This is a genomic window from Anaerotignum sp. (assembly GCF_017483025.1).
GTDB lineage: Bacteria > Bacillota > Clostridia > Lachnospirales > Anaerotignaceae > Anaerotignum_A.
Map to the genome: position 1 here is coordinate 1 of NZ_JAFUMA010000095.1, position 22937 is coordinate 22937.

Annotated in this window: 21 protein-coding genes, 4 tRNA genes and 1 rRNA gene; 2 read left to right on the top strand and 24 right to left on the bottom strand. The window is 46.4% G+C overall.

Annotated elements, in window-relative coordinates:
• The 5 genes from IJ369_RS08245 to glgA form a co-directional block, all read right to left on the bottom strand.
• Nucleotides 1–134, bottom strand: a 23S ribosomal RNA gene (locus IJ369_RS08245); the annotation flags it as partial.
• 272 nt (nucleotides 135–406) lie between these two features.
• A complete protein-coding gene (locus IJ369_RS08250; protein WP_290718013.1) occupies nucleotides 407–1099 on the bottom strand; it encodes a CvpA family protein in 693 nt (230 codons plus the stop codon).
• Nucleotides 1100–1177: 78 nt separating this feature from the next.
• Nucleotides 1178–2545 carry a DUF5711 family protein gene (locus tag IJ369_RS08255; RefSeq protein WP_290718016.1) on the bottom strand — a complete coding sequence of 456 codons (1368 nt, stop codon included), beginning with the start codon at nucleotides 2543–2545 and terminating at the stop codon, nucleotides 1178–1180.
• 12 nt (nucleotides 2546–2557) lie between these two features.
• Nucleotides 2558–2815 carry a hypothetical protein gene (locus IJ369_RS08260; protein WP_290718017.1) on the bottom strand — a complete coding sequence of 86 codons (258 nt, stop codon included), beginning with the start codon at nucleotides 2813–2815 and terminating at the stop codon, nucleotides 2558–2560.
• A 146-nt stretch (nucleotides 2816–2961) separates the two neighbouring features.
• The gene (gene glgA, locus IJ369_RS08265; protein ID WP_290718019.1) at nucleotides 2962–4395 is read right to left on the bottom strand and encodes a glycogen synthase GlgA; all 1434 of its coding nucleotides are present in this window, start codon (nucleotides 4393–4395) and stop codon (nucleotides 2962–2964) included.
• Nucleotides 4396–4593: 198 nt separating this feature from the next.
• On the opposite strand from glgA, the gene pepF reads away from it, so the two are divergent.
• Entirely contained in the window at nucleotides 4594–6390 is a 1797-nt protein-coding gene (gene pepF / locus IJ369_RS08270; RefSeq protein ID WP_290718021.1) for an oligoendopeptidase F, read from the top strand.
• A 42-nt stretch (nucleotides 6391–6432) separates the two neighbouring features.
• Here the strand turns inward: pepF and IJ369_RS08275 are convergent.
• The 14 genes from IJ369_RS08275 to IJ369_RS08340 form a co-directional block, all read right to left on the bottom strand.
• A tRNA-Leu gene (locus IJ369_RS08275) sits at nucleotides 6433–6514 on the bottom strand.
• Nucleotides 6515–6625: 111 nt separating this feature from the next.
• Nucleotides 6626–6699: transfer RNA gene (locus IJ369_RS08280), tRNA-Arg, on the bottom strand.
• 10 nt (nucleotides 6700–6709) lie between these two features.
• Nucleotides 6710–6780: transfer RNA gene (locus IJ369_RS08285), tRNA-Gly, on the bottom strand.
• Between the two features lie 11 nt (nucleotides 6781–6791).
• Nucleotides 6792–6865: transfer RNA gene (locus IJ369_RS08290), tRNA-Arg, on the bottom strand.
• Nucleotides 6866–6979: 114 nt separating this feature from the next.
• Nucleotides 6980–7489: a metallophosphoesterase gene (locus IJ369_RS08295; RefSeq protein ID WP_290718022.1), complete on the bottom strand. Its 510-nt coding sequence runs from the start codon at nucleotides 7487–7489 to the stop codon at nucleotides 6980–6982.
• Between the two features lie 4 nt (nucleotides 7490–7493).
• Nucleotides 7494–8087, bottom strand: coding sequence for an XTP/dITP diphosphatase (locus IJ369_RS08300; RefSeq protein ID WP_290718024.1), 594 nt, complete (start codon nucleotides 8085–8087; stop codon nucleotides 7494–7496).
• 10 nt (nucleotides 8088–8097) lie between these two features.
• Nucleotides 8098–8835 (bottom strand): ribonuclease PH, encoded by a 738-nt coding sequence (rph, locus tag IJ369_RS08305; RefSeq protein ID WP_290718026.1) that lies wholly within the window; start codon nucleotides 8833–8835, stop codon nucleotides 8098–8100.
• 101 nt (nucleotides 8836–8936) lie between these two features.
• A complete protein-coding gene (locus IJ369_RS08310; RefSeq protein WP_290718028.1) occupies nucleotides 8937–10985 on the bottom strand; it encodes an N-acetylmuramoyl-L-alanine amidase family protein in 2049 nt (682 codons plus the stop codon).
• A 187-nt stretch (nucleotides 10986–11172) separates the two neighbouring features.
• A complete protein-coding gene (locus tag IJ369_RS08315) occupies nucleotides 11173–13578 on the bottom strand; it encodes a Lon protease family protein (protein ID WP_290718030.1) in 2406 nt (801 codons plus the stop codon).
• Between the two features lie 74 nt (nucleotides 13579–13652).
• Complete coding sequence (gene rimI / locus IJ369_RS08320; protein ID WP_290718032.1) at nucleotides 13653–14129, bottom strand: ribosomal protein S18-alanine N-acetyltransferase; 477 nt, start codon at nucleotides 14127–14129, stop codon at nucleotides 13653–13655.
• Nucleotides 14126–14839, bottom strand: coding sequence for a tRNA (adenosine(37)-N6)-threonylcarbamoyltransferase complex dimerization subunit type 1 TsaB (gene tsaB / locus IJ369_RS08325; protein WP_290718034.1), 714 nt, complete (start codon nucleotides 14837–14839; stop codon nucleotides 14126–14128). The genes rimI and tsaB overlap by 4 nt, the downstream gene beginning before the upstream one ends.
• 2 nt (nucleotides 14840–14841) lie before the next feature.
• On the bottom strand, nucleotides 14842–15273 hold the full coding sequence (gene tsaE, locus IJ369_RS08330) for a tRNA (adenosine(37)-N6)-threonylcarbamoyltransferase complex ATPase subunit type 1 TsaE (RefSeq protein WP_290718036.1): 432 nt from the start codon (nucleotides 15271–15273) through the stop codon (nucleotides 14842–14844).
• Nucleotides 15274–15284: 11 nt separating this feature from the next.
• Nucleotides 15285–17186, bottom strand: a complete 1902-nt coding sequence (locus IJ369_RS08335; protein ID WP_290718038.1) for a hypothetical protein — start codon at nucleotides 17184–17186, stop codon at nucleotides 15285–15287.
• Between the two features lie 34 nt (nucleotides 17187–17220).
• Nucleotides 17221–17493 carry a hypothetical protein gene (locus tag IJ369_RS08340; protein WP_290718040.1) on the bottom strand — a complete coding sequence of 91 codons (273 nt, stop codon included), beginning with the start codon at nucleotides 17491–17493 and terminating at the stop codon, nucleotides 17221–17223.
• Between the two features lie 192 nt (nucleotides 17494–17685).
• Here IJ369_RS08340 and IJ369_RS08345 point away from each other — a divergent pair, with 192 nt between their 5' ends.
• A complete protein-coding gene (locus tag IJ369_RS08345; protein WP_290718042.1) occupies nucleotides 17686–18693 on the top strand; it encodes a peptidoglycan DD-metalloendopeptidase family protein in 1008 nt (335 codons plus the stop codon).
• A 56-nt stretch (nucleotides 18694–18749) separates the two neighbouring features.
• Here IJ369_RS08345 and IJ369_RS08350 read toward each other — a convergent pair whose 3' ends face one another.
• The 5 genes from IJ369_RS08350 to IJ369_RS08370 all read right to left on the bottom strand — a co-directional run.
• Nucleotides 18750–19127 carry a YccF domain-containing protein gene (locus tag IJ369_RS08350; RefSeq protein ID WP_290718044.1) on the bottom strand — a complete coding sequence of 126 codons (378 nt, stop codon included), beginning with the start codon at nucleotides 19125–19127 and terminating at the stop codon, nucleotides 18750–18752.
• A gap of 13 nt (nucleotides 19128–19140) precedes the next feature.
• Complete coding sequence (locus IJ369_RS08355; protein ID WP_290718046.1) at nucleotides 19141–19845, bottom strand: DUF2161 family putative PD-(D/E)XK-type phosphodiesterase; 705 nt, start codon at nucleotides 19843–19845, stop codon at nucleotides 19141–19143.
• On the bottom strand, nucleotides 19845–21089 hold the full coding sequence (locus IJ369_RS08360) for an aminopeptidase P family protein (protein ID WP_290718048.1): 1245 nt from the start codon (nucleotides 21087–21089) through the stop codon (nucleotides 19845–19847). The genes IJ369_RS08355 and IJ369_RS08360 overlap by 1 nt, the downstream gene beginning before the upstream one ends.
• Before the next feature lie 85 nt (nucleotides 21090–21174).
• A complete protein-coding gene (locus tag IJ369_RS08365) occupies nucleotides 21175–22341 on the bottom strand; it encodes an alanyl-tRNA editing protein (protein ID WP_290718050.1) in 1167 nt (388 codons plus the stop codon).
• A gap of 125 nt (nucleotides 22342–22466) precedes the next feature.
• The coding region (locus IJ369_RS08370; RefSeq protein WP_290718052.1) for an alanine:cation symporter family protein at nucleotides 22467–22937 on the bottom strand (471 nt) is incomplete at its 5' end.

A 22937-nucleotide genomic window follows, 5' to 3' on the forward strand; every position in this document is an offset into this window, starting at 1 on the left:
CAAGTAGGTTTCCCCATTCAGAAATCTCCGGATCGATGGCTGTTTGCGCCTCCCCGAAGCTTATCGCAGCTTACCACGTCTTTCATCGGCTCCTAGTGCCAAGGCATTCACCTTATGCTCTTTCTTGCTTGACCAGTTTAATATAGCTATTTCTCTGGAATGTTTGTTGTAGCGATACAACGTGCAGCATTTTCATGCTGCTAGAAAATAGAAAATTTTTGTTTTCTCGATTGACTCTATTTTTGCTTTACTTGTATTCAGTTTTCAAGGTGCAAGTTTATTTTGTTGCGGCCTTTTTGCGACCGCTTGTATATATTATCACGCAGGTCATTCATTGTCAACAACTTTTTTTATTTTTTTGAAATTTTCTTCCCAAATATGAAAAAAGCCTGATCTTATCAGGCTTTTAAGTAAATATCGTCAATATCAGATACAATAAAATGTTGTTTTCGTATAAAAAATTTGCCACATAGGTTCTTTCCATGGCTGCAAACAGACCTTCAAAATCCGCCCTGCACTGAAAGAATGTCAGCACGATACAACCCATCCATATAAAGAACAGTCCTTTTAAACCACCAACCAGAAAACCGCTGAAATGATTAAAGAAATTGAGAACAGGGAGCTTACTGAACAGATGCAGTGCATTCAGCACCACTGTCACCACAATATAAATAAGAACAAATGCCAGCACCACACTCAGCACATTGATGCAGACATTCGCCAGAAATCCGGCAATGTATTCTTTCAGACTATCTACATCCAACAGCTGATAGATCACAGGGTTATTATTTTCCAACAGAGCTTCCTTCAGAAAATCCGGCAAGGGCATCCCCTCGATGATCTCCGTTTGGGTACGCAAGGTTCCTTCCTGTATTGCCATATCCAGCCCCATGGATTCCCGGATGGAATCGGCCATCTTTTCAAATAAAAAAGTTTCCCTCAAAAACTTCCCCACATAGGGACTGACGAATTTCGTCCCGATCAACGCCGCCAGCATAGGCAAAAACCCCAGCGCCGCCCGAATGAACCCTTTCCGCCACGCCGCCACGGCACACCCCAAAATCACCGATGCCACGATGACATCCAATATCAAACTCATCCTTTTCCCTCCTTTTTCTTCTATATTATATAAAGAAGAAAGGCGGCATGATGAAAACCGATTGCCGCCCGTTTTATTTTATTCTTCATTTTCTGCAGGTGCTTCATCTGCTTTACTAGCCTCAGCGGCATCCCCATTGCCGTCAGGCTTGGCTTCTGCATCCTCCGCCGCAGGCTTCTGTTCTGCGTGATCCGTCTGTGTCGCTTCCGCACTCTTCCCTTTTGTCATATCAAAGATAGAAACAGTCTCTTTCCCCACGGTCATCACACGATTCAGCTTTTCCATAGGGATCAGATCGCTCATATCTGCCGTCGCAGTATAATTCCAGCTCTCACTGCCGCTGTGAGTCACACCCGTATAGCTGCGGTCATTGCCGATCACAACACCCTTTTCCGCCGCCAGCAGATAAGTCACACTTTCCCCCGTTTCAAAGGAAGCCTTTTCCTTGCCGCTGCCATCCAGCCAGCAAACAGTACCTTTCTCTCTGCCGTCTTTATCCGCCACACTATCGCCCAAAGCCAACACAATATATTCCTTGTTGCCCATAGCCGCCTGGTCGATGGTGTTTTCCAGAGGATAGCTCCAAAGCTCAGAACCATCGCTGCCGATGCCATAAACTGCGACATCAGAGATCACTGCCAGCGCACCATTTTTGCGGTAGCTGATCGCAGGAATGATCTCATTTGTTTTTTCCACCGCCGCAAACATACTGTCTGTAAACTCTTCACTGTCTTCCGCGTTGATGTAGAATAAAAGCACACGACCAATGGGAGAAATATCTGTCGTATCCATATAGCTGACCGCAAACACACGGCTGTCATCGGAAACATCAGAGGAAAGTGGATAAATACCACTGCTTTCTTCCACGCGTTCCTTCAAAAGAGAACCTTTTGCATTATAAATACGGATACGATAAGAATTTTCATTCTTCGTGATCAAAGAAAGATATCCGCTTTCGTTCAACGCAAACTGCACAGGGGAACCTTCCGCCTGTAGGTCATAAAGGATGCCTTCCTTATTATAGACACGGACTGTCTTGCCGCCCATGTCACCCACAGCCAAATAATCCCCTTCCTGGACCAAAGCAGGAGAGGACATATTGAAGGTGTCACTCCATTTCTGATCCCCCATGGAAGTGAAATATTTCACGCCATCCTTTGTGCAAAGCATAAATTCCTTGCCAAAAACCGCCATGGTCGCTTTGCTGCTGATATCCACAGCCATACTTTCCGCAGGTGTTTCTTCCTTTGTCTCAGTCGGTTCCGTCTGTTTCATCTGGCTTACGAAAGATTGAAACATGCCTTTTCCATAAAAGGTATCGATATAGATACCACCAGCGAACAAACACACCACCGCCAGTATACAAATCAGGATCGTCAGGCTTTTATTGCTTATCCCTAAATTCAGATTTCGTTTTTGATTCTTTCTGGGTTGTCTGCGTCCCATTTTTTGCCTCCGTTATTCCTTGATGTTTCTCTGCACCAGGAACATCGCTCTGTCATAATCTTCTTTCTTTACATAAATCAGATACTCTGCCTGGTGTTCAGGAATTTCAGAGCTGCCGCCCGTCATTCTGCCGCCCATGAAAACATCGGCACGGTCAGAAACACGTACTTCATAGGAAATATCGAATTTCCAAAGGATATCGCGCACTTCCGCCTGTTTTTTCATATCAAATGTGCAAAGCAATTCTTTTCTATTCAAAATCGTGATCATATGGCCGCCTCCTTTTTTCATTCCAGAATTCTTTTTCTTATCATACTACATGCAGGGGGTTTTTGCAAATCTCCCCCGCTTCATTTATATAAAAAAGATGATAAAAAAAGCCCAAGGAAATTCCTCGAGCTTTTCATTTTTTCAAATCAGTTTTCTCTCAAATGTTCATACAATGCGATATATTTTTCTGCAGAGCTTTCCCAGGAATAATCGCAGTTCATGGCATTTTTCACTACATGCATCCATTCTTCCTTGCCCATATGATAGGTGCGCAGGGCTTCATCTACTGCCCAAAGCAACCCCCAGCCATCATAATGTTCAAACAGGAAGCCGTTGCCCTGTTTTGTTTCAGGGTCATAATGCTGGATGGTATCCGCCAGACCGCCGGTCTTTCTTACGATAGGCACTGTACCAAAGCGCAGACTGAACATCTGGCCCAAGCCGCAGGGTTCAAATTTGGAAGGCATCAGGAACAGATCTGCAGATGCGTAGATCTGCTGTGCCAGAGATTCATCAAAGAAAATATTGGAAGAAACTCTGCCGGGATAGCTGTTCTGCATATTGCGGAAAGCGTGTTCATACGCACCTTCCCCTGTGCCCAGCAATACAAACTGTACATCTCTTCGCATGATCTCATCCAAAACAGGTGCCAGGATATCCACACCCTTCTGGTCTGCCAGACGGGTGATCATGGAGATCATAGGAACATCTCTCTGCTCCAGCCCCAGTCTTTCCTGCAGAGCGCGTTTGTTTTCTGCCTTTCCTTCGGGATGTTCTGCACTGAAATGTTTTACGATATGTTTATCCGTTTCAGGGTTATTTGCCACATAATCGATACCATTGATGATACCGCAAAGCTGATGACTTCTGCTTCTTAAGATGCCATCCATGCCATAGCCGTATTCCGGTGTCTGGATCTCCCATGCATAGGTTTCACTTACTGTGCTGATGAAATCGGAATAAACCAGCCCCATTTTCATATAACTTACAGAGTCATAAAATTCCACATTATTATAGATCCAGCCGGGTACGCCCAGAATATCCATTGTTTCACGACCAAATCTGCCCTGATACTGCAGATTATGGATGGTAAACAGTGTCTTGATCTTGGAATACTGCGTCACCTTACTGTAGACCTCTTTCAAATACATGCAAAGAGGGCCTGTCTGCCAGTCGTTGCAGTGGATGATATCAGGGTAGAAATCCAGCATTGCCAGCATATCCAGAACAGCCTTGCCAAAGAATGCAAAACGTTCGTTATCATCACCGAAGCCATACAGACCGCCACGGCCAAAGTAATAATCGTTTTCAATAAAATATACAGGCACATCACCGGGTTTTACCAGAACCTTTGCTCTCTGTTTGCGCCACTGCAAATGAACGTCGAATTCCCCCACCAGTTCCACGCCATACATTGTCTCGTTTTTGATTGCTCTATGCCGAGGGATCACCACACGGACATCTACGCCTTTTGCACGTAATGCCTTTGGCAAAGAACCAACAACGTCGCCCAAGCCGCCGCTCTTGATAAAAGGCGCCGATTCGGAGGCAACCAGAAGCACCTTCAAACCTTTTTCCATAAAATATCACCTCACGTTTATCATACAATGAAAATTGATGAACAGCAAGAAAAATCCACTTAAGTTTCTATAAAATTTAACCCGTTTTTAAAAAATACAGCTTTTTAATTTCCTTTATATCTTTTTTCAAACGTGCTATACTATTTAAATCAAAAAGCGTACAATATCCAAAATTTATATAGAAAAGAGGTATGAACCATGAATCATTCCATTCCCGAAAGAAAGGATACTGACCCTCGTTTCCACTGGCATATCGAGGATTATTTCAAAACGGATGCAGACTGGGAAGCAGCCTATACATCTCTGGAAACAGCCATTCCCGAGCTGGCAGCCTTTTCCGGCAAATTGGCAGAATCCGCAGATACACTGCTTTCCTGCCTGAAAAAGAATGAGGAGCTGTTCCTGAAACTGGATCATGTTTACACCTACGCCTCCATGCGTATGCATGAAGACAGTGCTAACGCTTTCTATCAGGGCATGGCATCCCGGGCGGAAATGCTGCTGATCCGCTATTCCGCGGCCATCTCCTTCCTGACTCCCGAAATCATTGCCATTCCCGAAGAAAAACTTACGGCATTCCGCGAAGAAAAGGCCGCAGATTTCGCCATTTATGACCATTTCTTCCATACCCTGCTGCGCCAGAAAGCCCACACCCTTTCCCCCGCGGAAGAAAACCTGCTGGCAAAAACCGCAGAATTGGGCGGCGCACCCCAGCAGATCTTCACCATGCTGAATGACGCAGATATCCGCTTTCCCTCCATCAAAACTGCCGATGGCGAAGAAATGGAACTGACAAAGGGCAGATATGTAACATTCCTGGAAAGCCCCGACCGTTCCATCCGCGAACAGGCCTTCAAAAATCTGTATTCCGTATATTCCGGCCAGAAAAACACCATCGCAGCGACGTATGGTTCTTCTGTGAAGAGCGATGTTTTCTTCGCAGAAGCAAGAAAATATGGTTCTGCTATGGAAATGGCTCTCTCCGATGATAATATCCCCCTGTCCGTTTACGACAACCTCATTGATACCGTAAATAAAAACCTGCCTTTGCTGCACCGCTATGTTTCCATTCGCAAAAAGGAACTGGGCGTAGATGAACTGCACATGTATGACCTGTATGTGCCTCTGGTGCCCGATGCAGATGTGAAAATTCCTTATGATGAAGCCAAAAAAACAGTGAAGGAAGCGCTGGCAGTCATGGGTGAAGAATACAGCGCAGCTTTGGAACACGGCATGGAAAGCGGCTGGATCGACGTTTACGAAAACAAAGGCAAACGCGGCGGTGCCTATTCCTGGGGCAGCTACGGCGTGCATCCCTTTGTACTGCTGAACCATAATGACACCATCAACAGCATGTTCACACTGGCTCACGAAATGGGTCATGCCCTGCATAGCTTCTTCACATGGAAAAAACAGCCTTATCTCTATGCCGACCACAAGATTTTTGTAGCGGAAGTGGCGTCCACCTGCAATGAAGCCCTGCTGATGGAACACCTGCTGCAAACAACAGACGATAAAGTTATGAGAAAATATCTCATCAACTATTTCCTGGAACAGTTCCGCGGCACCCTCTTCCGTCAGACTATGTTTGCGGAATTTGAAAAAATCACCCACTCCATGGCAGAAAAAGGCGAACCTCTCACATGGGAAGGCTTGAACAAAATTTATCACGACCTGAATGTGAAATATTTTGGCGAAGAAATCGTTATCGATCCCGAAATCGATATCGAATGGGCACGCATCCCCCATTTCTATAACGCCTTCTATGTATATCAGTATGCAACAGGCTACAGCGCAGCCATCGCGCTTTCCAGAAAAATTCTGGGCGAAGGTCAGCCTGCCATCGATGCCTATTTGGATTTCCTGTCCAAAGGGGACAGCGAATACTCCATCGATCTGCTGAAAGGTGCAGGCGTGGATATGGCAACTGCAGAGCCTATCGAAAACGCAATGCAGCTGTTCAAAGAACTGCTGGATGAATTTGAAACTTTATAAAACAACAAAAAGCCTCAAGTCTTTCGACCTGAGGCTTTTTTCTGCGGATAACAGGACTTGAACCTGCACGAGTTGCCTCGCTGGAACCTAAATCCAGTGCGTCTGCCAATTTCGCCATATCCGCATGAACAAATGCTATTTTATCCCTCTCTCGCACAAATGTCAATATACGAAAAAAGTCTTTTCCTGACAGGAAAAAAAGAAAGCCCATCGAAACCGATGGGCTCTTTTGTTCTGAACCAGGAGGGATTCGAACCCCCGACCCACGGCTTAGAAGGCCGTTGCTCTATCCAGCTGAGCTACTGATTCATACTGCGCAAGCGGGTGATGAGAATCGAACTCACGTGTTCAGCTTGGAAGGCTGACGTTCTACCATTGAACTACACCCGCATAGAAAAAAGTGAACCAGGAGGGATTCGAACCCCCGACCCACGGCTTAGAAGGCCGTTGCTCTATCCAGCTGAGCTACTGATTCACGTCTAACGCAAGAGATATTATGCCACAATACATTTCATTTGTCAACAGATTTTTCAAATTTTTTTAAAAAGAATTTGCGGAGCAAAAACCGTATTTCGCCCCGCAAGTATCTTCAATTGATTCTTTTGAAATGTTCCCCATTCCAATATTCCATGATAGCCCCTTCTACCTTTCCATTTTCAATGGTCAGGATACCAAAAGTAGGCAGACCGCCGCTCCTTGGCAGGGAAATACTGCCGGGATTGAACATAGCCACTCTGCCGCTGCCATCCCAGAAAGGCACGTGGGTATGACCGAACAGCACCACATCCGCCCCCTGTTCTTCCGCCCAATAGCAGATAGTATCAGGGTTCCAATGAACTCTCTGTTTATGTCCATGAGTCAGAAGCAAGGCCTTTCCCCCAGCCCGCACCATTTTAGTAGAAGGTGTATCGATCATGTAATCGTTGTTTCCTTTTACATAAAGAAAAGGCAGTTTCGGAAATTCCTTCTGCAGTTCTACGGCATCCGCATCATGGTCCCCTAGATGGAATACCATATCCATTTTATTGCCAATGCGTTTCAACACGTTTCTGGCATTATCCAGATAGGAATGGGTATCGCTCAACACTAAGATTTTCATAAAATCACAGTTCCTTTTTCAGCATTTCTTTCATTTTGCGCAGAGCCTTGCCTCTGTGGCTGATGGCATTCTTTTCCGCAGGAGAAAGCTCCGCCATATATTTGCCCTGTTCAGGTACGTAGAAAATAGGGTCATAGCCAAAGCCGTTTTCCCCCTTTGCTTCATAGCCAATGATGCCTTCTACGGTATCATAACTTACCAGTCTTCTGCCATCAGGGAAAGCCGCTGCGATGCAGCTGACGAAACGGGCTGTTCTCTTCTCTTCTGGCACGCCATTCAGCTTTTCAAAAATAGCCTTGAAACGTTCAGGGTAAGGGGTATCTTCGCCCATGAAACGAGCGGAATAGATGCCGGGTGCCTTATCCATATAGTCGATTTCCAGACCGGAATCATCGCTCAGTGTGATCTTGCCGCCTGCTTCCATGATCTGTACCGCTTTTTTCATGGCATTTTCTTCGAATGTCTTGCCGTCTTCCACCACATCAATATTGATGCCTGCATCTTCCATGGAGATAACTTCCACATCCATATCTGCCAAAATCGCATTGATTTCTTTGATCTTACCTTTATTTTTTGTTGCAAAAATAATTGTTTCCATATTGTCCTCCTCAGTTCAATTCCAGACCGCCCAGCGCTTCCTTCTGGATCTCTTTCAGTTCTCCCGCAGCCTTTCTGCCCAAAGCCAGCAGTTCCAGCAGCTGTTCCTGGGTGAATGTGCCATGTTCCCCTGTGCCCTGCACTTCTACGAAATTGCCTTCGTCTGTCATAATAATGTTCATATCCACTTCCGCTGCGGAATCTTCTTCGTAGCAAAGGTCAGCCATGGCAACGCCATCTACCACGCCTACGCTCACTGCAGAAATATATCTGTGCAGGGGCATTTTTTCGATGAGACCTGCATCCAGCAGCTTCTGGCAGGCCAACGCCAGTGCCACAAAGCCGCCTGTGATGGAAGCTGTTCTTGTGCCGCCATCCGCCTGGATAACGTCGCAGTCAACTGTAATACTTCTTTCGCCCAGTTCTGTAAAATCCACCGCCGCACGCAATGCTCTGCCGATCAGGCGCTGAATTTCTGTGGAACGCTGATTCAGTTTCAGTTTGTTGATGTCTCTTTTATTTCTTGTGGCTGTTGCCCGAGGCAGCATGGAATATTCCGCTGTTACCCAACCTTCACCGCTGCCTTTTTTAAAGGGAGGCACACTTTCTTCCACAGAAGCATTGCACAGCACCTTTGTATTGCCCCATTCTATCAAAACGGAACCTTCTGCGTAGCGGGTGAAATCCTTGATGATCTTCACAGGACGCAGTTCGTCCACTTTTCTGCCGTCAAAACGATTATTGTCCATTTTCGTTCCTCCTTTGGATTTTCTCATAACTTATATTATATCATAATTTTATCCAAAGACATAGAAAAAGACCATAACGTTTCCGCTATGGTCTAAAAATCTTATCTAAGGTCGTACCGGAACGCTTCTTCAATCGCATCGGCGATCGCTTCCGCCACTGTATCCTGATAAGCCCCCTGAGAGATCTTCAATGCATCACCGGGGTTACTGATGAATACTGTTTCCACGATGACCGCAGGCACTGTCGTACCATTTAAAATCAGCAAATCCGTGCGGTGTTTGATGCCGCGGTTATTGTTACCCGTTGCTTCAATAATGCTTTCCTGGATCAGTTCTGCCAGAATCTGGCTGGTCAGCCCGGAACCGGTATCATTGGAATGTACCTTATACAGCACTTCTGTACCGTTTGCTGTTGCAGAGCCGGAATTCATATGGATGGAAACCATGGCATCGGCAATCTGGTTTGCGATCTGCGCTCTGCTGTTGTTGGAAGGATAAACATCACCGTCTCTGGTCACGTAAACCTTGATGCCGCTGCCGCTCAATTCATTAGCCACCTTCTGCATGATAGTCAGGTTCATTTCCTTTTCAATGATGCCGTTGCCGCTGGCGCCGGGGTCACTGCCGCCATGGCCCGCATCCAGCAGGAGCACCTTGTCATAGACATTCTGAGGATTCTTTACATAGATGATATATCTATCACCATCATCCTTGATGCTGTAGCAGCTAATGCGGTTCTGATTGAAACGCAAAGTCGTTTTGCCGCCGCTGGTGGAAACCTGAATGCTTTCGATCACATCGTCACCGATATCATATGTACCATAGCCGTAAACATCCTCATAATCTCCGGGAAGCACCACTTCAAAATATCCATCCAGATAATGGTCGTTGAATTTCACACTGCCTGTCTTGATGGCATCCTCTTTCTGCAGATACAGCACATCCTTGCTCGCGTCATAAGTCATATTTTTCATGGTAGAACGATAGATCTGCAGGGTCATGCTGTCACTGTCTGTCGTATAGCTATATTCCGTCAGATCGCCTACTTCGAAAACGATACGCAGGGTCGTTTCGTTAAACATACCTGTTCTGCCCGCTGTGACAAAATCCAGATTCTTCACATTCAATGTGCTGTCCAGTTCAGAAATGGCATTGGGAATATCCACTACAATGCGGTTGGGGTTCGCCAGCGTGAATACATTTGCGCCCAATGCGCCGTCCCCTTCGATCTCGATGACATCTTTATCCGTATTATCGTTATGTTTCGTAGAAATATCTTCCACAGTCACCTTGTCGAATGTTACATACACCTTCGTCTTATCCGCACTCTGGGTCACTTCATACTGTTTTTTCGCTGTCAGGTCCAGTACGACACGGGTATAAACCGTACCATCCTCCGCCGTATGCTGTGCCGTTCTCACGGCAGAAACAATGCTACTGTTGGTCGCTGTAATCTTGCTTGCCAGGCCGCTTTTTGTACCATAGAAATCCAATACGATCTTATTGTCTGCCACAATGGTTTCCTTATAAGAAGGAATTGCACCATTGGCCTGGATGGTAAATGTCTGGCCTGCTGTCGCGCTGGCAGGCACGCCAACCTTATTCAGCGTCACATAATTTGTTGTGCTTGGCGTTGTTGTATTTGTAGAAGGCTTCGTTGTAGCAGCTTTCTTTGTTTCAATGGAAACTGTACGGCTGGGGTCGTCCCATGAAATATCCAGATCCAGGGCTGTTGCCAGTGCGCGCACAGGCAGCATCGTTCTGTCATTTACGATCATAGGAGGTACATCCATGGTAAATGTTTTCCCATTCTTGTATCCTGTAGCCTTGTTGATCTCAAACACCAGCGTATAATCATCATTCACCACATATACCTGCTGTGCCGCTTCGTTCCATGTCACCTCACAGCCCAGTTCCTGGGCGATCTGCCGCATGGGCAGCATAGTTCTGCCATCAATGGCAACCGCAGGCATATCCTTTGGTGTCATTTCTTTCCCATCGATCTCGATGGTGATCTCCTTCGCATTGTATACGTGATTTTTTCCGTTATAAAAAAGGTTCATGCTGACATTCGCTGCATAAGCCGTGACGGATGATGCCATCCCCACCGCCATTGTTGTCAGCAGGAGCCGTTTCCACTTACTTCTCATCGTGTTGTTCCTCCTGCTCATTTTTATGGAAAGGCGCATTTGCGCCCATTTTGTCTCATTATGAAGTATAGCACAAAAGACAAAAAAAGAAAGATTCTTTCGAAGATTGAAAGAAAATCTTAATTTTTTGTCGAAAAAAGAGCGTCTATTGTTCCCAATAAACGCTCTTTTCTAATCTTCTCTTAATTTATTCTTCCTGCCCCTGGGCTCTCTTATCAAAAGCTTTCAGTTTCTTCATAACCTTGCCATGGACGCTGTTTGCGGGGAAATTGCCCGCCTTGTTTTTCTTGCCCGCAGGAGTACCCATCAGCAATTCGATGCCTTCATCGATATGGGAAATGGGATAGATGTGGAACACGCCTTCCTTCACCGCTTCCACCACCTCATCCTTCAGCACCAAGTCTTTTACATTGGAAACAGGGATGATAACGCCCTGTGTACCCGTCAGACCCCGTTTCTTGCACAAGTCGAAGAAGCCTTCGATCTTATACGTCACGCCGCCAATGGCCTGAATTTCCCCCTTCTGGTTCACAGAACCTGTCACCGCCAGGTCCTGACGAATAGGCAGTTCAGAAAGGGAAGAAAGGATGCAATACAACTCCGTACTGGATGCACTGTCACCGTCGATGCCGTTATAATTCTGTTCGAAGCAAACACGGCAGGAAAGAGACAAGGGGAAATTCTGAGCATAGGTCTGCCCCAAAAAGCCTGTGATGATCTGCACACCTTTATCATGGGTCTGACCGCTCATACGGGCTTCTTTTTCAATATTGACAATACCGGATTTGCCAACGTAAGTGGTGGCGGTAATTCTGGAAGGATTACCGAAGGCATAGCTGCCCATATCCAGCACCGCCAGACCGTTGATCTGCCCAACTTCACTGCCTTCTGTGTCGATCATAATGACGTTTTCTTCCAGCATTTCGTCCAGTTTTTCTTCATACAGCTTCAGACGCTGTTCTTTTTCGTAAATGGTCTTTTTGATATGCTCTGCTGTCACCAATTCTGCGCCTTCCAGTTTCGCCCATGTGACAGCTTCGCAAAGAATTTCTGCCAGATGATTGAAGCGGGTAGAAAGTTTATCCTGTCGTTCCGCCGTACGGGAAGAATATTCCACAATAGCGCAAACGGCGCTGACATCAAATTCCATCGTCTTTTCTCTATCTACGAAACGCTTGATGAACTGGGCAATCTTTTCGATATTTTCGTTGGTTCTGGGCATTTCATAATCGAAATCCGCTCTGATCTTGAAGAATTTATCGAACTCTTCATCGTAATTATCCAGCACATCATAATAATAGCTGCTGCCGATCATAATGACCTTGATCTTCGCAGGGATGGGCTCCGGCTTCAAAGTGGGCGCAACGACTGCCCCCAGCTGTTCCCGAATGGAATCCATTGTGATTTCCTTTGTCTTGATGACACGGCGCAAAGCTTCCCATGCCTGAGGGGTGGAAAGGATATCCTGGGCCTGCACGATAAGATAACCGCCGTTGGCTTTATGGAACAGACCACTTTTGATCTTCATAAAGTCTGTGGTCAGATTACCAAATTCACTGTCGTATTCTACTTCCCCCACCAGATTGTTATAGGTAGGATTGAAGGTCACCACGACAGGTGCGCCCTTGCTCTTGCTATGGTCTACAATCAGATTTACCTTATATTTCAGGGTCACATCCTCCGCAGGCTTTTTGCCCAGCATAGGCAGCAGACTTGCCAGACCTTCTTCGCCCTCTTCTTCCTCATCAAAGAACTGGCTGATATTTTCCAGCACATCCTCCTGCACATCGTTGATATAGGAAATGACTCTTTCATAATCCTGATATTTTTCCTGTACTGCATTCACATGGTGGCCAATAGCAAACATGCCTGTTTTGTAATCCAGCTGATCCATCTGCTTTTTGGATTCCTTATCCAGATCCCGCAATTCACGCATGATGGAGCCAGCCTTTTCCTGCACCATTTGAGAATTTTTCTCAATGATATCCTTCGTTTCTTCGCTCAGATTGTCATATTCCTCTTCTCCCACGGCCTTGCCATCCACCACGGGCATGAAGAACACACCGGAATTTGTGGTCTTTACCTGAAAATCATGCTGTTCCGCCACCACGCTCATCTCTGCCATCAGGGCATCCCTTTTTTCATCAAAGGAACGCTCCAGCGCATTTTTCTGAGTATCGTAATCATCAGTACGGAAAGCTTTCTGCAGTTCCGTTTTGAACAGCTGCACCAATTCTGCCATGTCCTCCTTGAACTGTTTGCCCATGCCCGCTTCGAAGCGCAGAGCCAGAGGGCTTCTGGGGTTCTGGAAATTGTAAACATAGCACCAGTCATGGGGCACTTCTTCCGTTTCCGCCAGCTTTTCCGTGCTGCTGCGGGCATAGGTGGTCTTGCCTGTGCCGGAAGGGCCCGCCATATAAATGTTATATCCCTTCATCTTTACCGCCAGGCCAAAATCAAAGGCTTTGACCGCCCTGTCCTGCCCGATGACCCCTTCCAAAGGTGTCAGTTCCGCAGTAGTCTGAAAATTCAAATCGTCAGGAAAACAGCCCTTTTTCAGCTGTGTATAATCCAATTCAAATGGTTTCGCCAATTTTTTCATCTCCTTTACAGAAAACGTCGAGAATCCGCAAAAATTCCCGACGCCCCTAATTTTTCTATTTATTTTCATCCATGAATCGCTTCATCATAATTCTCACAGAAAGGGAAATATTTCCACATGATGATGGCATCTTCCTTCGTATCAGGATAATAATTCTTTCGGATACCTTCCGCCTTAAAGCCGTATTTGTGGTACAGCGCCTGTGCAGGGGCATTCCCCATACGTACTTCCAGCGTAATGCCGTCCATTTCTTTTTCCAAAGCCACTTCAATGAGTTTTTCCATCAGCATGCTGCCAACGCCCTTGCCACGCACCTCTTCCAATACGCCCACATTGGTGATATGGCCTTCCGTGATGACATGCCACATGCCAGCATAGCCGATGATCTTGCCATCCATCACAGCAACATAATAGATCGCCATGGAGTTTTCCTTCACTTCTCTTTCAAAATCGGCTCTCGTCCAAGGGATGGAAAAAGTCGCTTCTTCCAACGCCACCACGCCATCGATATGTTCTTCTGTCATGGGGATAATTTCGATCATTGTCCCTGTTCCTCCTTGGCCAGGCGTTCTTCTCTTTCTCTTTCCGCCTGAGATTTTCTCAAATAGATCAGTTCGAATTCGTCACCGGGCTTTGCCATGCCTTCTTCCGCCAAAATTCTGCCAAGGGCAGCCACGGAAGAGGCTCTCTGCATATTGCAATGGGCAGGGGCAAAGAGGAGGTTTTCATTTTGTTCCAGTTTTGCTCTATGGACAGGCACGCCATCACCCAGGAAAATCACTTCGTTTTCCAGCATTTCCGCGATCTCAATGACCCTGTCGATACTTTCTGCCATATGGTCTGTCAGGCGGATCAGCTTGCCGTTTTCCCACATATAAAAAGCGGCATAAACCTGATTTCTTCTGGCATCCATGATAGGACAGATAAATTTATTTGTTTCAAACACATTATATGCCAGGGCATCCAATGTGGGAACGGCAACCAGAGGCTTGTCCAGCGCCAGGGCAAAGCCCTTTGCCGTAGCCGCGCCAATGCGCAGGCCCGTAAAAGAACCGGGGCCGGAAGCGCAGGCAATACAGTCAATCGTTGCCTTATCGGTTTCTGTTCTTTCGATAATATCCGCGATCATCGGCATGATGGTCTGGCTGTGGGTCAGTTTATAATTCAATGTAAATTCTGCGATCAGTTTATCATCTTCCACCAGGGCGGCACTGGCTGTCTGCCCCGTGGTATCGATACCTAAAATTTTCATGCTCAGCCCTCCTGTCTGATGGTGATGCAACGGTAATCGTCGTCCTTCGTATAATCTTTTTCCACGGTGATCCAAATGGCATCTTCAGGGATCAGGTCTTTCACCAGTTCTGCCCATTCCACCAGACAAACGCCTTCGCCGTAGAAATATTCTTCATAGCCGGTGTCCTCCATTTCCTCTTCGCAGGAAATACGGTACACATCAAAATGGTACAGGGGCAGTCTGCCTTCGTATTCATTCACGATGGCAAAGGTAGGGCTGGTCACATGATCTGTAATATCCAGGCCCTTGGCAAAACCCTTGGTGAAAACGGTCTTGCCCACGCCCAGGTCGCCGCTGAGGCAGTAGATCTGCCCGGCTTTGGCTTCCCGTCCCATTTTTTCGCCCAATTCTTCTGTTGTCTTGGGGTCATATGTTTCGATTCTTTCTTCCATATTTATCAACCTCAGTAAATAAAGATCGCTGTGATATCTTCATCCAAAATACGTGCTTCTTTGCCGTCATAATAGCCCAGATCGCCCAGACCTTCTGTCACATCATAGCCGCTGATATAAGCCAGCTTGCCATTGCCTTTATACTGGAATGCAAAAGCACTATCCGCAATCAAAGTTTCTTCTTTGCCATCCCAGCATCTCAACTGACCATTGCCTGTTTTGCTGTCTGTGTCAGCAATATAATATACTGCATCATCGGCATACTGCACACCGCATGCACCAGCGATGGTCGTTTTGCTGCCTGCCATAGCCAGTGTGCCTGCGCCATTTGCATAATCAAAATAGTAGAACAGTTCTCCACCAACGAACGCAAAACTTTCCACATCCATCTGAACCGCTTCTGCTTCTGCATCCTTGCCCAGTTCCATCTGCATCAGGATATTGCCGCCTGTGTTAGGGTCTGTGATCATATATGCTGCTTTTTTGCCGTCAGCAGAAAGCTTCAGCGTATCCAACTGGGGCTGGCTGCCTGTCAGCAGATCTGTATCTCCCGCAGTATTTGTCAGGAATACTTCCATACCACCATAATTCAGAGACATGTAATAGATATATTCCACCATATCCAGCCCGCCGCCAATGACAGACAGGTGCAGAGGGTTGAATTCTTTTGCTCTGTAGCCAACAACATAAGGCTTGTCGCTGTCCACGCCAACAGCCGCCACAACGTTTTCCTCCACCAGCACGCTCTCGCCGCCTGTCAGGATGTAACATTCCTGCAGCAGGGGTTCAAAGCCTTCTCCATTTTCCATTGCTTCGCGGATGGCGTCTCTCTGCTGTTTCTGTTCATAGCCTTCGTCGCCTTCTTTGATCTCCGCATCGCTCTCAGCCATGTCATCTACAATGATATCTTTGTAAAGCACCGGTTCATCCGCTGTTTTGCAGTAAAGAACATCTCTGCCATTGGGCAGCAGTTCCATGGAAGAGACATTTTCTGCCACAACGGCAGGTTCTTCACCATCAAAGGCATAGCTGAAAATATTGTATCCATCCGTACCCGCTGCAACGAAATACAGGATACCTGTTTTCTCCGCCAGTTCATAGGTTTCAGCCGTATCTGTCAAAGGCAACGCATTGCCTTCGCCTACCACTGCTGCGCAAAGCATGTTATATCCATCGATAAATGCCAGATATTTACCGTCCGCACTCAGGGAATATACGTTGTCTTCCAGATGGATACCATCTTTGACCATCTGAATCTCCGCACCATCAAAGGTGCACAGTTCCATCTCTTCGCCATTCTGTCTCAGATAAGCCACCACTTCGCCATCTTTGCTGGACATATAGTCATAAACATTGCTGTCGATCAGTTCTGCTTCTGCCGCTGTATTTTTTGTATCTTTACGGTACAGATCAAAGCCGCCTGTTTCATCGATATCATCGGAGAAATAAGCCCAATGACCTTCCTCTGTGCAGCCTGCACCCCATGCTGTATAGAAATAGTGATAATTGCCGCCTTCGCTGATGCCTTCCTGCAGCAGGTAAGGTTCATTTTTCAGGTCATAGAAGTACAGATTGTTATCCTTTGCATACAGCACACCGGTATCCTGCACGCTGCTGCCGCTGGAAGGATTCATCCAGCAATAAGCCAGAATAGCAATGAGCGCCGCCAGACCAATGATGATACCAATGATATTGCTGCCGCCTTTTTCTGCTTTCTTTTCTTCTGCAGGGGCAGCTGCCATAGGCTCTTCTGCCGTTTCTTCTGTTGCCTCTTCCGCGGCTTCGGGCTGTTTTTCTTCCACAGCCGCCTCTTCCGCAGCAGGCTCCGCTTCTTCTATTTCTTCAGGAACGGGTTCTGTTTCCACAACTTCCTGTCCTTTTTCCAGTTCTTCTTTCTTTTCCAGTTCATCCATTTTTGGCGTCCTCCTAATAATTTGTTAATAATTGTTAAAAAAATCTGTTCCAGATTGCCAAAGCCACACGCCCGATGCCTTTGGTATTTCTCACAGCCTTTTGATTTCGTTTTTTTCGGCCCTGCTTCTTTTCCGTTTTCAACGCTGCCTTTGCCGCTTTTTTCGCCGCTTTTTCCACAGCCTTCAGCGCCGCTTTTTTCTTTTCTCCAGGCAGTTTTTTCTTCAAATCCAGCGCCTTTTTGCCTGCCTTGACTGCTTTCAGTCCTGTTTGGGCCGCGCTGATGCCCGTTTTCACCTTCGGGTCCATGAAAAGCCCCCTTCCATCGTGTTTTCACGTATTTTTTAGTATACCACAACTACCTATATAAAGTCTACTCCGCGATTTATTAACGAATTGTTACAAAATTTGAAAAATTAATGAAATTTTAGTTTACAAATTCCTGTTCTTCCATTATAATACACTCTGGATAGAATAACAGAAAGGTGAGAGACACCCAATATGAGTGAAAATCAAAATCAGGATCAGGATCAGAAAAAACATTTTCTGACCCTTCATATTTCCCATAAAGGTCAGCAGAAAACCATGCATTTCCGCATCCGCCATGCGGCAGCCATTTGTGCAGCAGCGGCCGTGCTGGTAGGCGGCGCAGCTTTTTCCGTTGGTGCTTATCAGAAGACAAAAACAGACCTGCAGGCTTCCGAAGAACAGCTTCTGGAAACAGAACGCGAAAACCGCAAGCTGGAACAGAGAGCGGAACTGCTGCAGAATGAAAATAACGAATATACAGAAAACATCGATGCCATCCAGAATAAAACAACAGAGCTGGAACAGAAGATGAATGAGATCGAAACGGTAAAAGAAGACCTTTACGACCAGATCAATAACATGAATGCTTCCGATTCCTCTTCCGCAGCCCTTACAGCTGTAACAACTGCTCTGGATACTGCAAATGCTGCGACACCCACTTTCACAAACATCGTCAGCACATCCTACAACAAGGCATCCACTCTTTCCGCTCAGCTGGATAAAATGCATGCCCTGATGGATGAAACAGGCGTTTCCTTCACAGCAGTTGCCGATGAAGTAACTTATGCTCTGGCTTGCCAGAACAATATCCCCAGCGGCTGGCCTGTAGAAAGCAGGATCGTTTCCACAGAATTCAACCCTACCGCAGACCCTTCCATCAGCGATGGCAGAAAGCATTACGGCATGGATGTTTCCACAAAAAGCCAGATCATCCCCATCTATGCAACAGCTGCAGGTACAGTCACAACAGCCACATTCCACCCTGAATTTGGCTACTATGTTGTTATCGACCATTACAACGGCTTCACCACTCTCTTCGCCCACTGCGACGAATTGACAGTTAACGTTGGTGATAAGATCAAAATAGGCGATATTGTTGGTACAACAGGCAGCACAGGCATGTCCAGCGGCATCCATCTGCATTATGAAATCCAGTTGAACGGTGTATATCAAAACCCCAGAGATTATCTCGGCGAATAAAAAATCAAGGCTATCTGAAAAATCAGATAGCCTTTTTATATTCTTCTCATATTGCCTTACACTTTGCGAATCTCTGCGCCGAAGGGTGTCAGCGCCAGCATGGCAAATTTAAAATGCTGCAGGCCAAAGGGGATGCCCACGATGGTCAGGCAACAGGTGATACCCATTACTACAGAGGACAGCGCCAGTTCCACACCACAGAGCAGCACCCAGATCACATTCAAAATCACAGACCCGGAGCCCATATTGCCGTAATAAATCTTCTTCCCAAAGGGACACAGCACCATCTTCGCAAATTTGAAGCACTGCCTGCCCACAGGGATGCCAATGATGGAAATACAGCAGATAAGGCCAGCCAGAAACCAGCCAACTGCGGAAATCAGTCCGCCGAAGATGATCCATAATACATTGCCTAAAACCTGAAATACGGACATAATCATTCCTCCTTTATTCAAACTTCTCATTTCTGTAAAAGGCTACAGTTTTTGCGTAATCATCCTTTTCCAGAGCTTCTTTTCCTTTCTCCGAAAGAGCATACACGCCCTTTTCCACTCTTTGGAACCATTTATCATAATTTCTGGATAACAATCCCACATAATCCCCCATGCCTCGTTCCCGCAGAGATGCCATGGAGACCTGCCCTTCCTTCTCTAAAAGGCAAGCTAATCGAATAGATTTTTCTCGGAAAACAGTAATGATCTTTCTCCTCGTCATGCCGCCCACGTTCACATCCATCTGGCGGTTTTCCATTTCTGCCTTTACCCGTTCTCGCTTTTTTCGATTTTTCCATGCAAGGCTGTCGGAAGGCTCCAGAACCACATCTACGGTCTTCAGAGGGCTATCCAGCGCAACGGTCAGAAGCCCCAGCTCCAACCGTTTCAACAGTTTCAACATATCCTTCCAGCTTTTTTCCCGCGCACCTTTTTTCGGACGGGGAATGGCTACGAATACCTGCTCCGTCAGGCTCTGGCGTTCCAATCCCTGATAAACCAGTTTGAGGCTGAAAGCCTTTTTCAGCTCTACGATGAGCAGTTGTCCATCCTTCACTGCAGCGATGTCGCAATTTTTCACCTCTGCCTGCACCTGATAGCCTTCCTCCTCCAAAAATGCACGGATAGGCTCATATAAATCTGTTTCTTTAAAGTCTGCCATTACTTTTTCTCCATGAAGGCTTCAATTTCCTCTACCGTTTTGATCATAGCAGAAGTCATCACTTCGTTGCCCTCTTCTGTTACCAGCACGTCATCCTCGATACGGATGCCGATTTCCCATTCTTCGATATAGAGCCCCGGTTCCACCGTCAGCACCATGCCTGGTTCCAAAATACGGTCACCATATCTGCCTACGTCGTGGGTCTCCGCACCAAGATAATGGCTCACACTATGATAATAATATTTCGCCACATCCTCTTTTGTGTCTACCAGACCGATTTCTTTCAACTTTTCAAAATAATGATCTTTCAGTAATTCATTCAGGCTGTTGAAAGGCACACCGGGTTTGATGGCATCGATGACCTTCTGCTGGCCTTCCAAAACGATGTTGTAAACCAGTTTCTGTCTTTCTGTAAATCTGCCATTGATGGGGAAAGTACGGGAAATATCCCCGTTATACCATTCCCACTGGGCACCCGCGTCGATGAGGATCAGTTCATTATCTTCTACAGGCTGGTTATTCGCCACATAATGCAGAATAGTGCCTCGCTTGCCGCCAGCAGCAATAGTCGCAAAAGCCTTATCCCTTACTCCGTTTTTCATCAACACATAATCATAAGCGGCTTCCACTTCATATTCCTTCATACCAGCCTTGGCCGTTTTCATCATTTCTTCGATGCCCAGGCGGGTGATATCCATAGCCTTGCGCATCCGCTCCAGTTCCCAATCTTCTTTGATGAGACGCATTTCGCTGAATGGCTGATAGAGGTCACCAAAGACCATCTGGGGGGCATTGCGGCGTACTTTCTCCGCAAATTCCAGCGCAGGGCTCAGTGCGTCGTCCCATTCGCGATTTTCCATATCCAGCCACAGTTTTTTGATGCCATTTTTGAAAACATAAGAAGCAAAGTCGTTTTCGAATTCGTCGATCCAGCCGATGTTTTCAACGCCGCTAATCTCCATTGCTTCTTCTGCTGTCATGTTTGCGCCGACCCATTTCGCCATCACGCCGTTGTCTCTGGGGATGTAAAGGGTCTCTTCCACGCCCATTCTGGTCTTCGCCAAAAAGAGGATGCAGTCCTCTCTGTCGATGCCTGTTGTGTAGTAAAAATTGCGGTCAGGGGAAAAAGGGTACTTCTCATCCCCTCTTTTGAAAGGCGCCTTTCCCGCAAACAATCCTGCCGCCGAGAACATTTCAATACGGCTCAGCAGTTTTTCTCTGTTTTTTTTGAATGCTTCTTTCATCTCTCCACTGCCTTTCACCCAAAAGATATCATAGAAATCTTTCGTATTTTTAAACAAATTCTTAAAAGTTTTCTAATATTACAAATTATTCTTCTACTAAGAAACCTTTTTCTTCAAAGAATGCTTTCAGGGCTTTCTTCTCCCCTGTTACTCTGCCCTGTACTGCATCAGGCTTGCCGCCGCCCTTGCAGCCGAGGGGTTCTTTCATTTCGTCAGTATATGCGCGGGCATCTTTTTCATTGCTCAGCAGCACAAAGGCATAACCTTCCCCTGTTTTGGAGAATACCGCTGTGCGTTTCGCGCCCTTTTTCAGCAGCAGATCTGCAAAGTGGGTCATATCCTTGCTGTTCAGGCCGTCGCCAAAGAAGAGGATATTTTCTGTACCCTCTGCCACTTGTTCCGCCTTCTGGGTAAAGTATTTCCATTTCAACTGGTTCAATGCCTGCGTCAGCTCATCTCTTTCTGCCAGCAGATTTTTCACTGCACCATCTACTTTTTCCGCAGGTACGGAAAGCATCTTACCAGTTTCTGCAGATACCTCGTTTTTCTTGCGATAATCCTGCAGAGCGCGTTTGCCGCAAAGCAGTTCCAGTCTTGTGCCGCCTTTATAATTCTGAGCGCTGATGATTTTGATCTGGCCGATCTCTCCCGCCAGTTTTACATGGGTACCGCAGCATGCACAGCAGTCATATTCCCCAACATTGACGATTCGAACCTGACCTTCCAGCTCTTTTTTGCTGCGATATTCCAGCGCATCCAGTTCTTCCTTGGAAGGATATCTGATACCTACGGGAACATTTCTCCAAACTGCTTCGTTGGCCTTTTCTTCCAGCCATGGCAGATCTTCATTGGGGATTTTTGTATTCAGATCAATTGTGATCATTTCCTTGCCCATATGGAAACCTACGTTATCGCAGCCATATTTCGCACAGATAACGCCGGAAAGGATGTGCTCGCCAGAATGGTTCTGCATCAGATCAAAACGGCGTTCCCAGTCGATCTCACCTTCCACTTCTGCTCCCACTTCCAGAGGCTTGTCTGTTGTATGGGTGATGATATCATTCTTTTCATGCACATCCAATACATTCACGCCGCCCAATGTCCCCATATCCGCAGGCTGTCCGCCGCCTTCGGGGTAAAAAAGTGTTCTGTCCAGAACCACTTTCCACCCATTTTTTTCCTCTGTACATTCCAGCACTTTTGCTGTAAATTTTGTTGCATAAGCATCCTGATAATATAATTTTTCGGTCATAGTTTTTCCTCCGTATATTGCATAATATATGAATATGTATATTATATCATAATAAAAGAAAAAGCGGTATGCTCTAAGAGCATACCGCTTAAATTCAATTTTGTAATATGTATGATTTAGATGGATTATTTGTCCAGCTGAGGAGCAACGTCGTCCATCCATTTCATCAGACCGCCCATTTCTGCGTCTTTGTCCCAAACATATTTCTTTGTTTCGGAAGCAACTACGCCGGACAGACCCAGCAGAGCAACCAGGTTGGGGATGATCATACATGCGTTCAGCATATCGGCTACGTTCCATACTACTTCCAGAGCAGCTACGCAACCAACGAATACTACCAGTGTCCATGCAATACGGTAAGGTTTGATAGCCTTAACGCCTACCAGGTATACCCATGCACGTTCGCCGTAGTAAGACCAGCCCAGGATTGTGGACCATGCGAATGTGATCAGACCGAATGTCAGAACTGCGGGACCGATAACGGGGATAGCATTGAATGCTGCGGATGTCAGGTTAGCACCAACCAGACCTTCCATACCAGCGGGGTCTTTGATCATGGAGGATACCAGAACCAGACCTGTCATCAGACATACAAC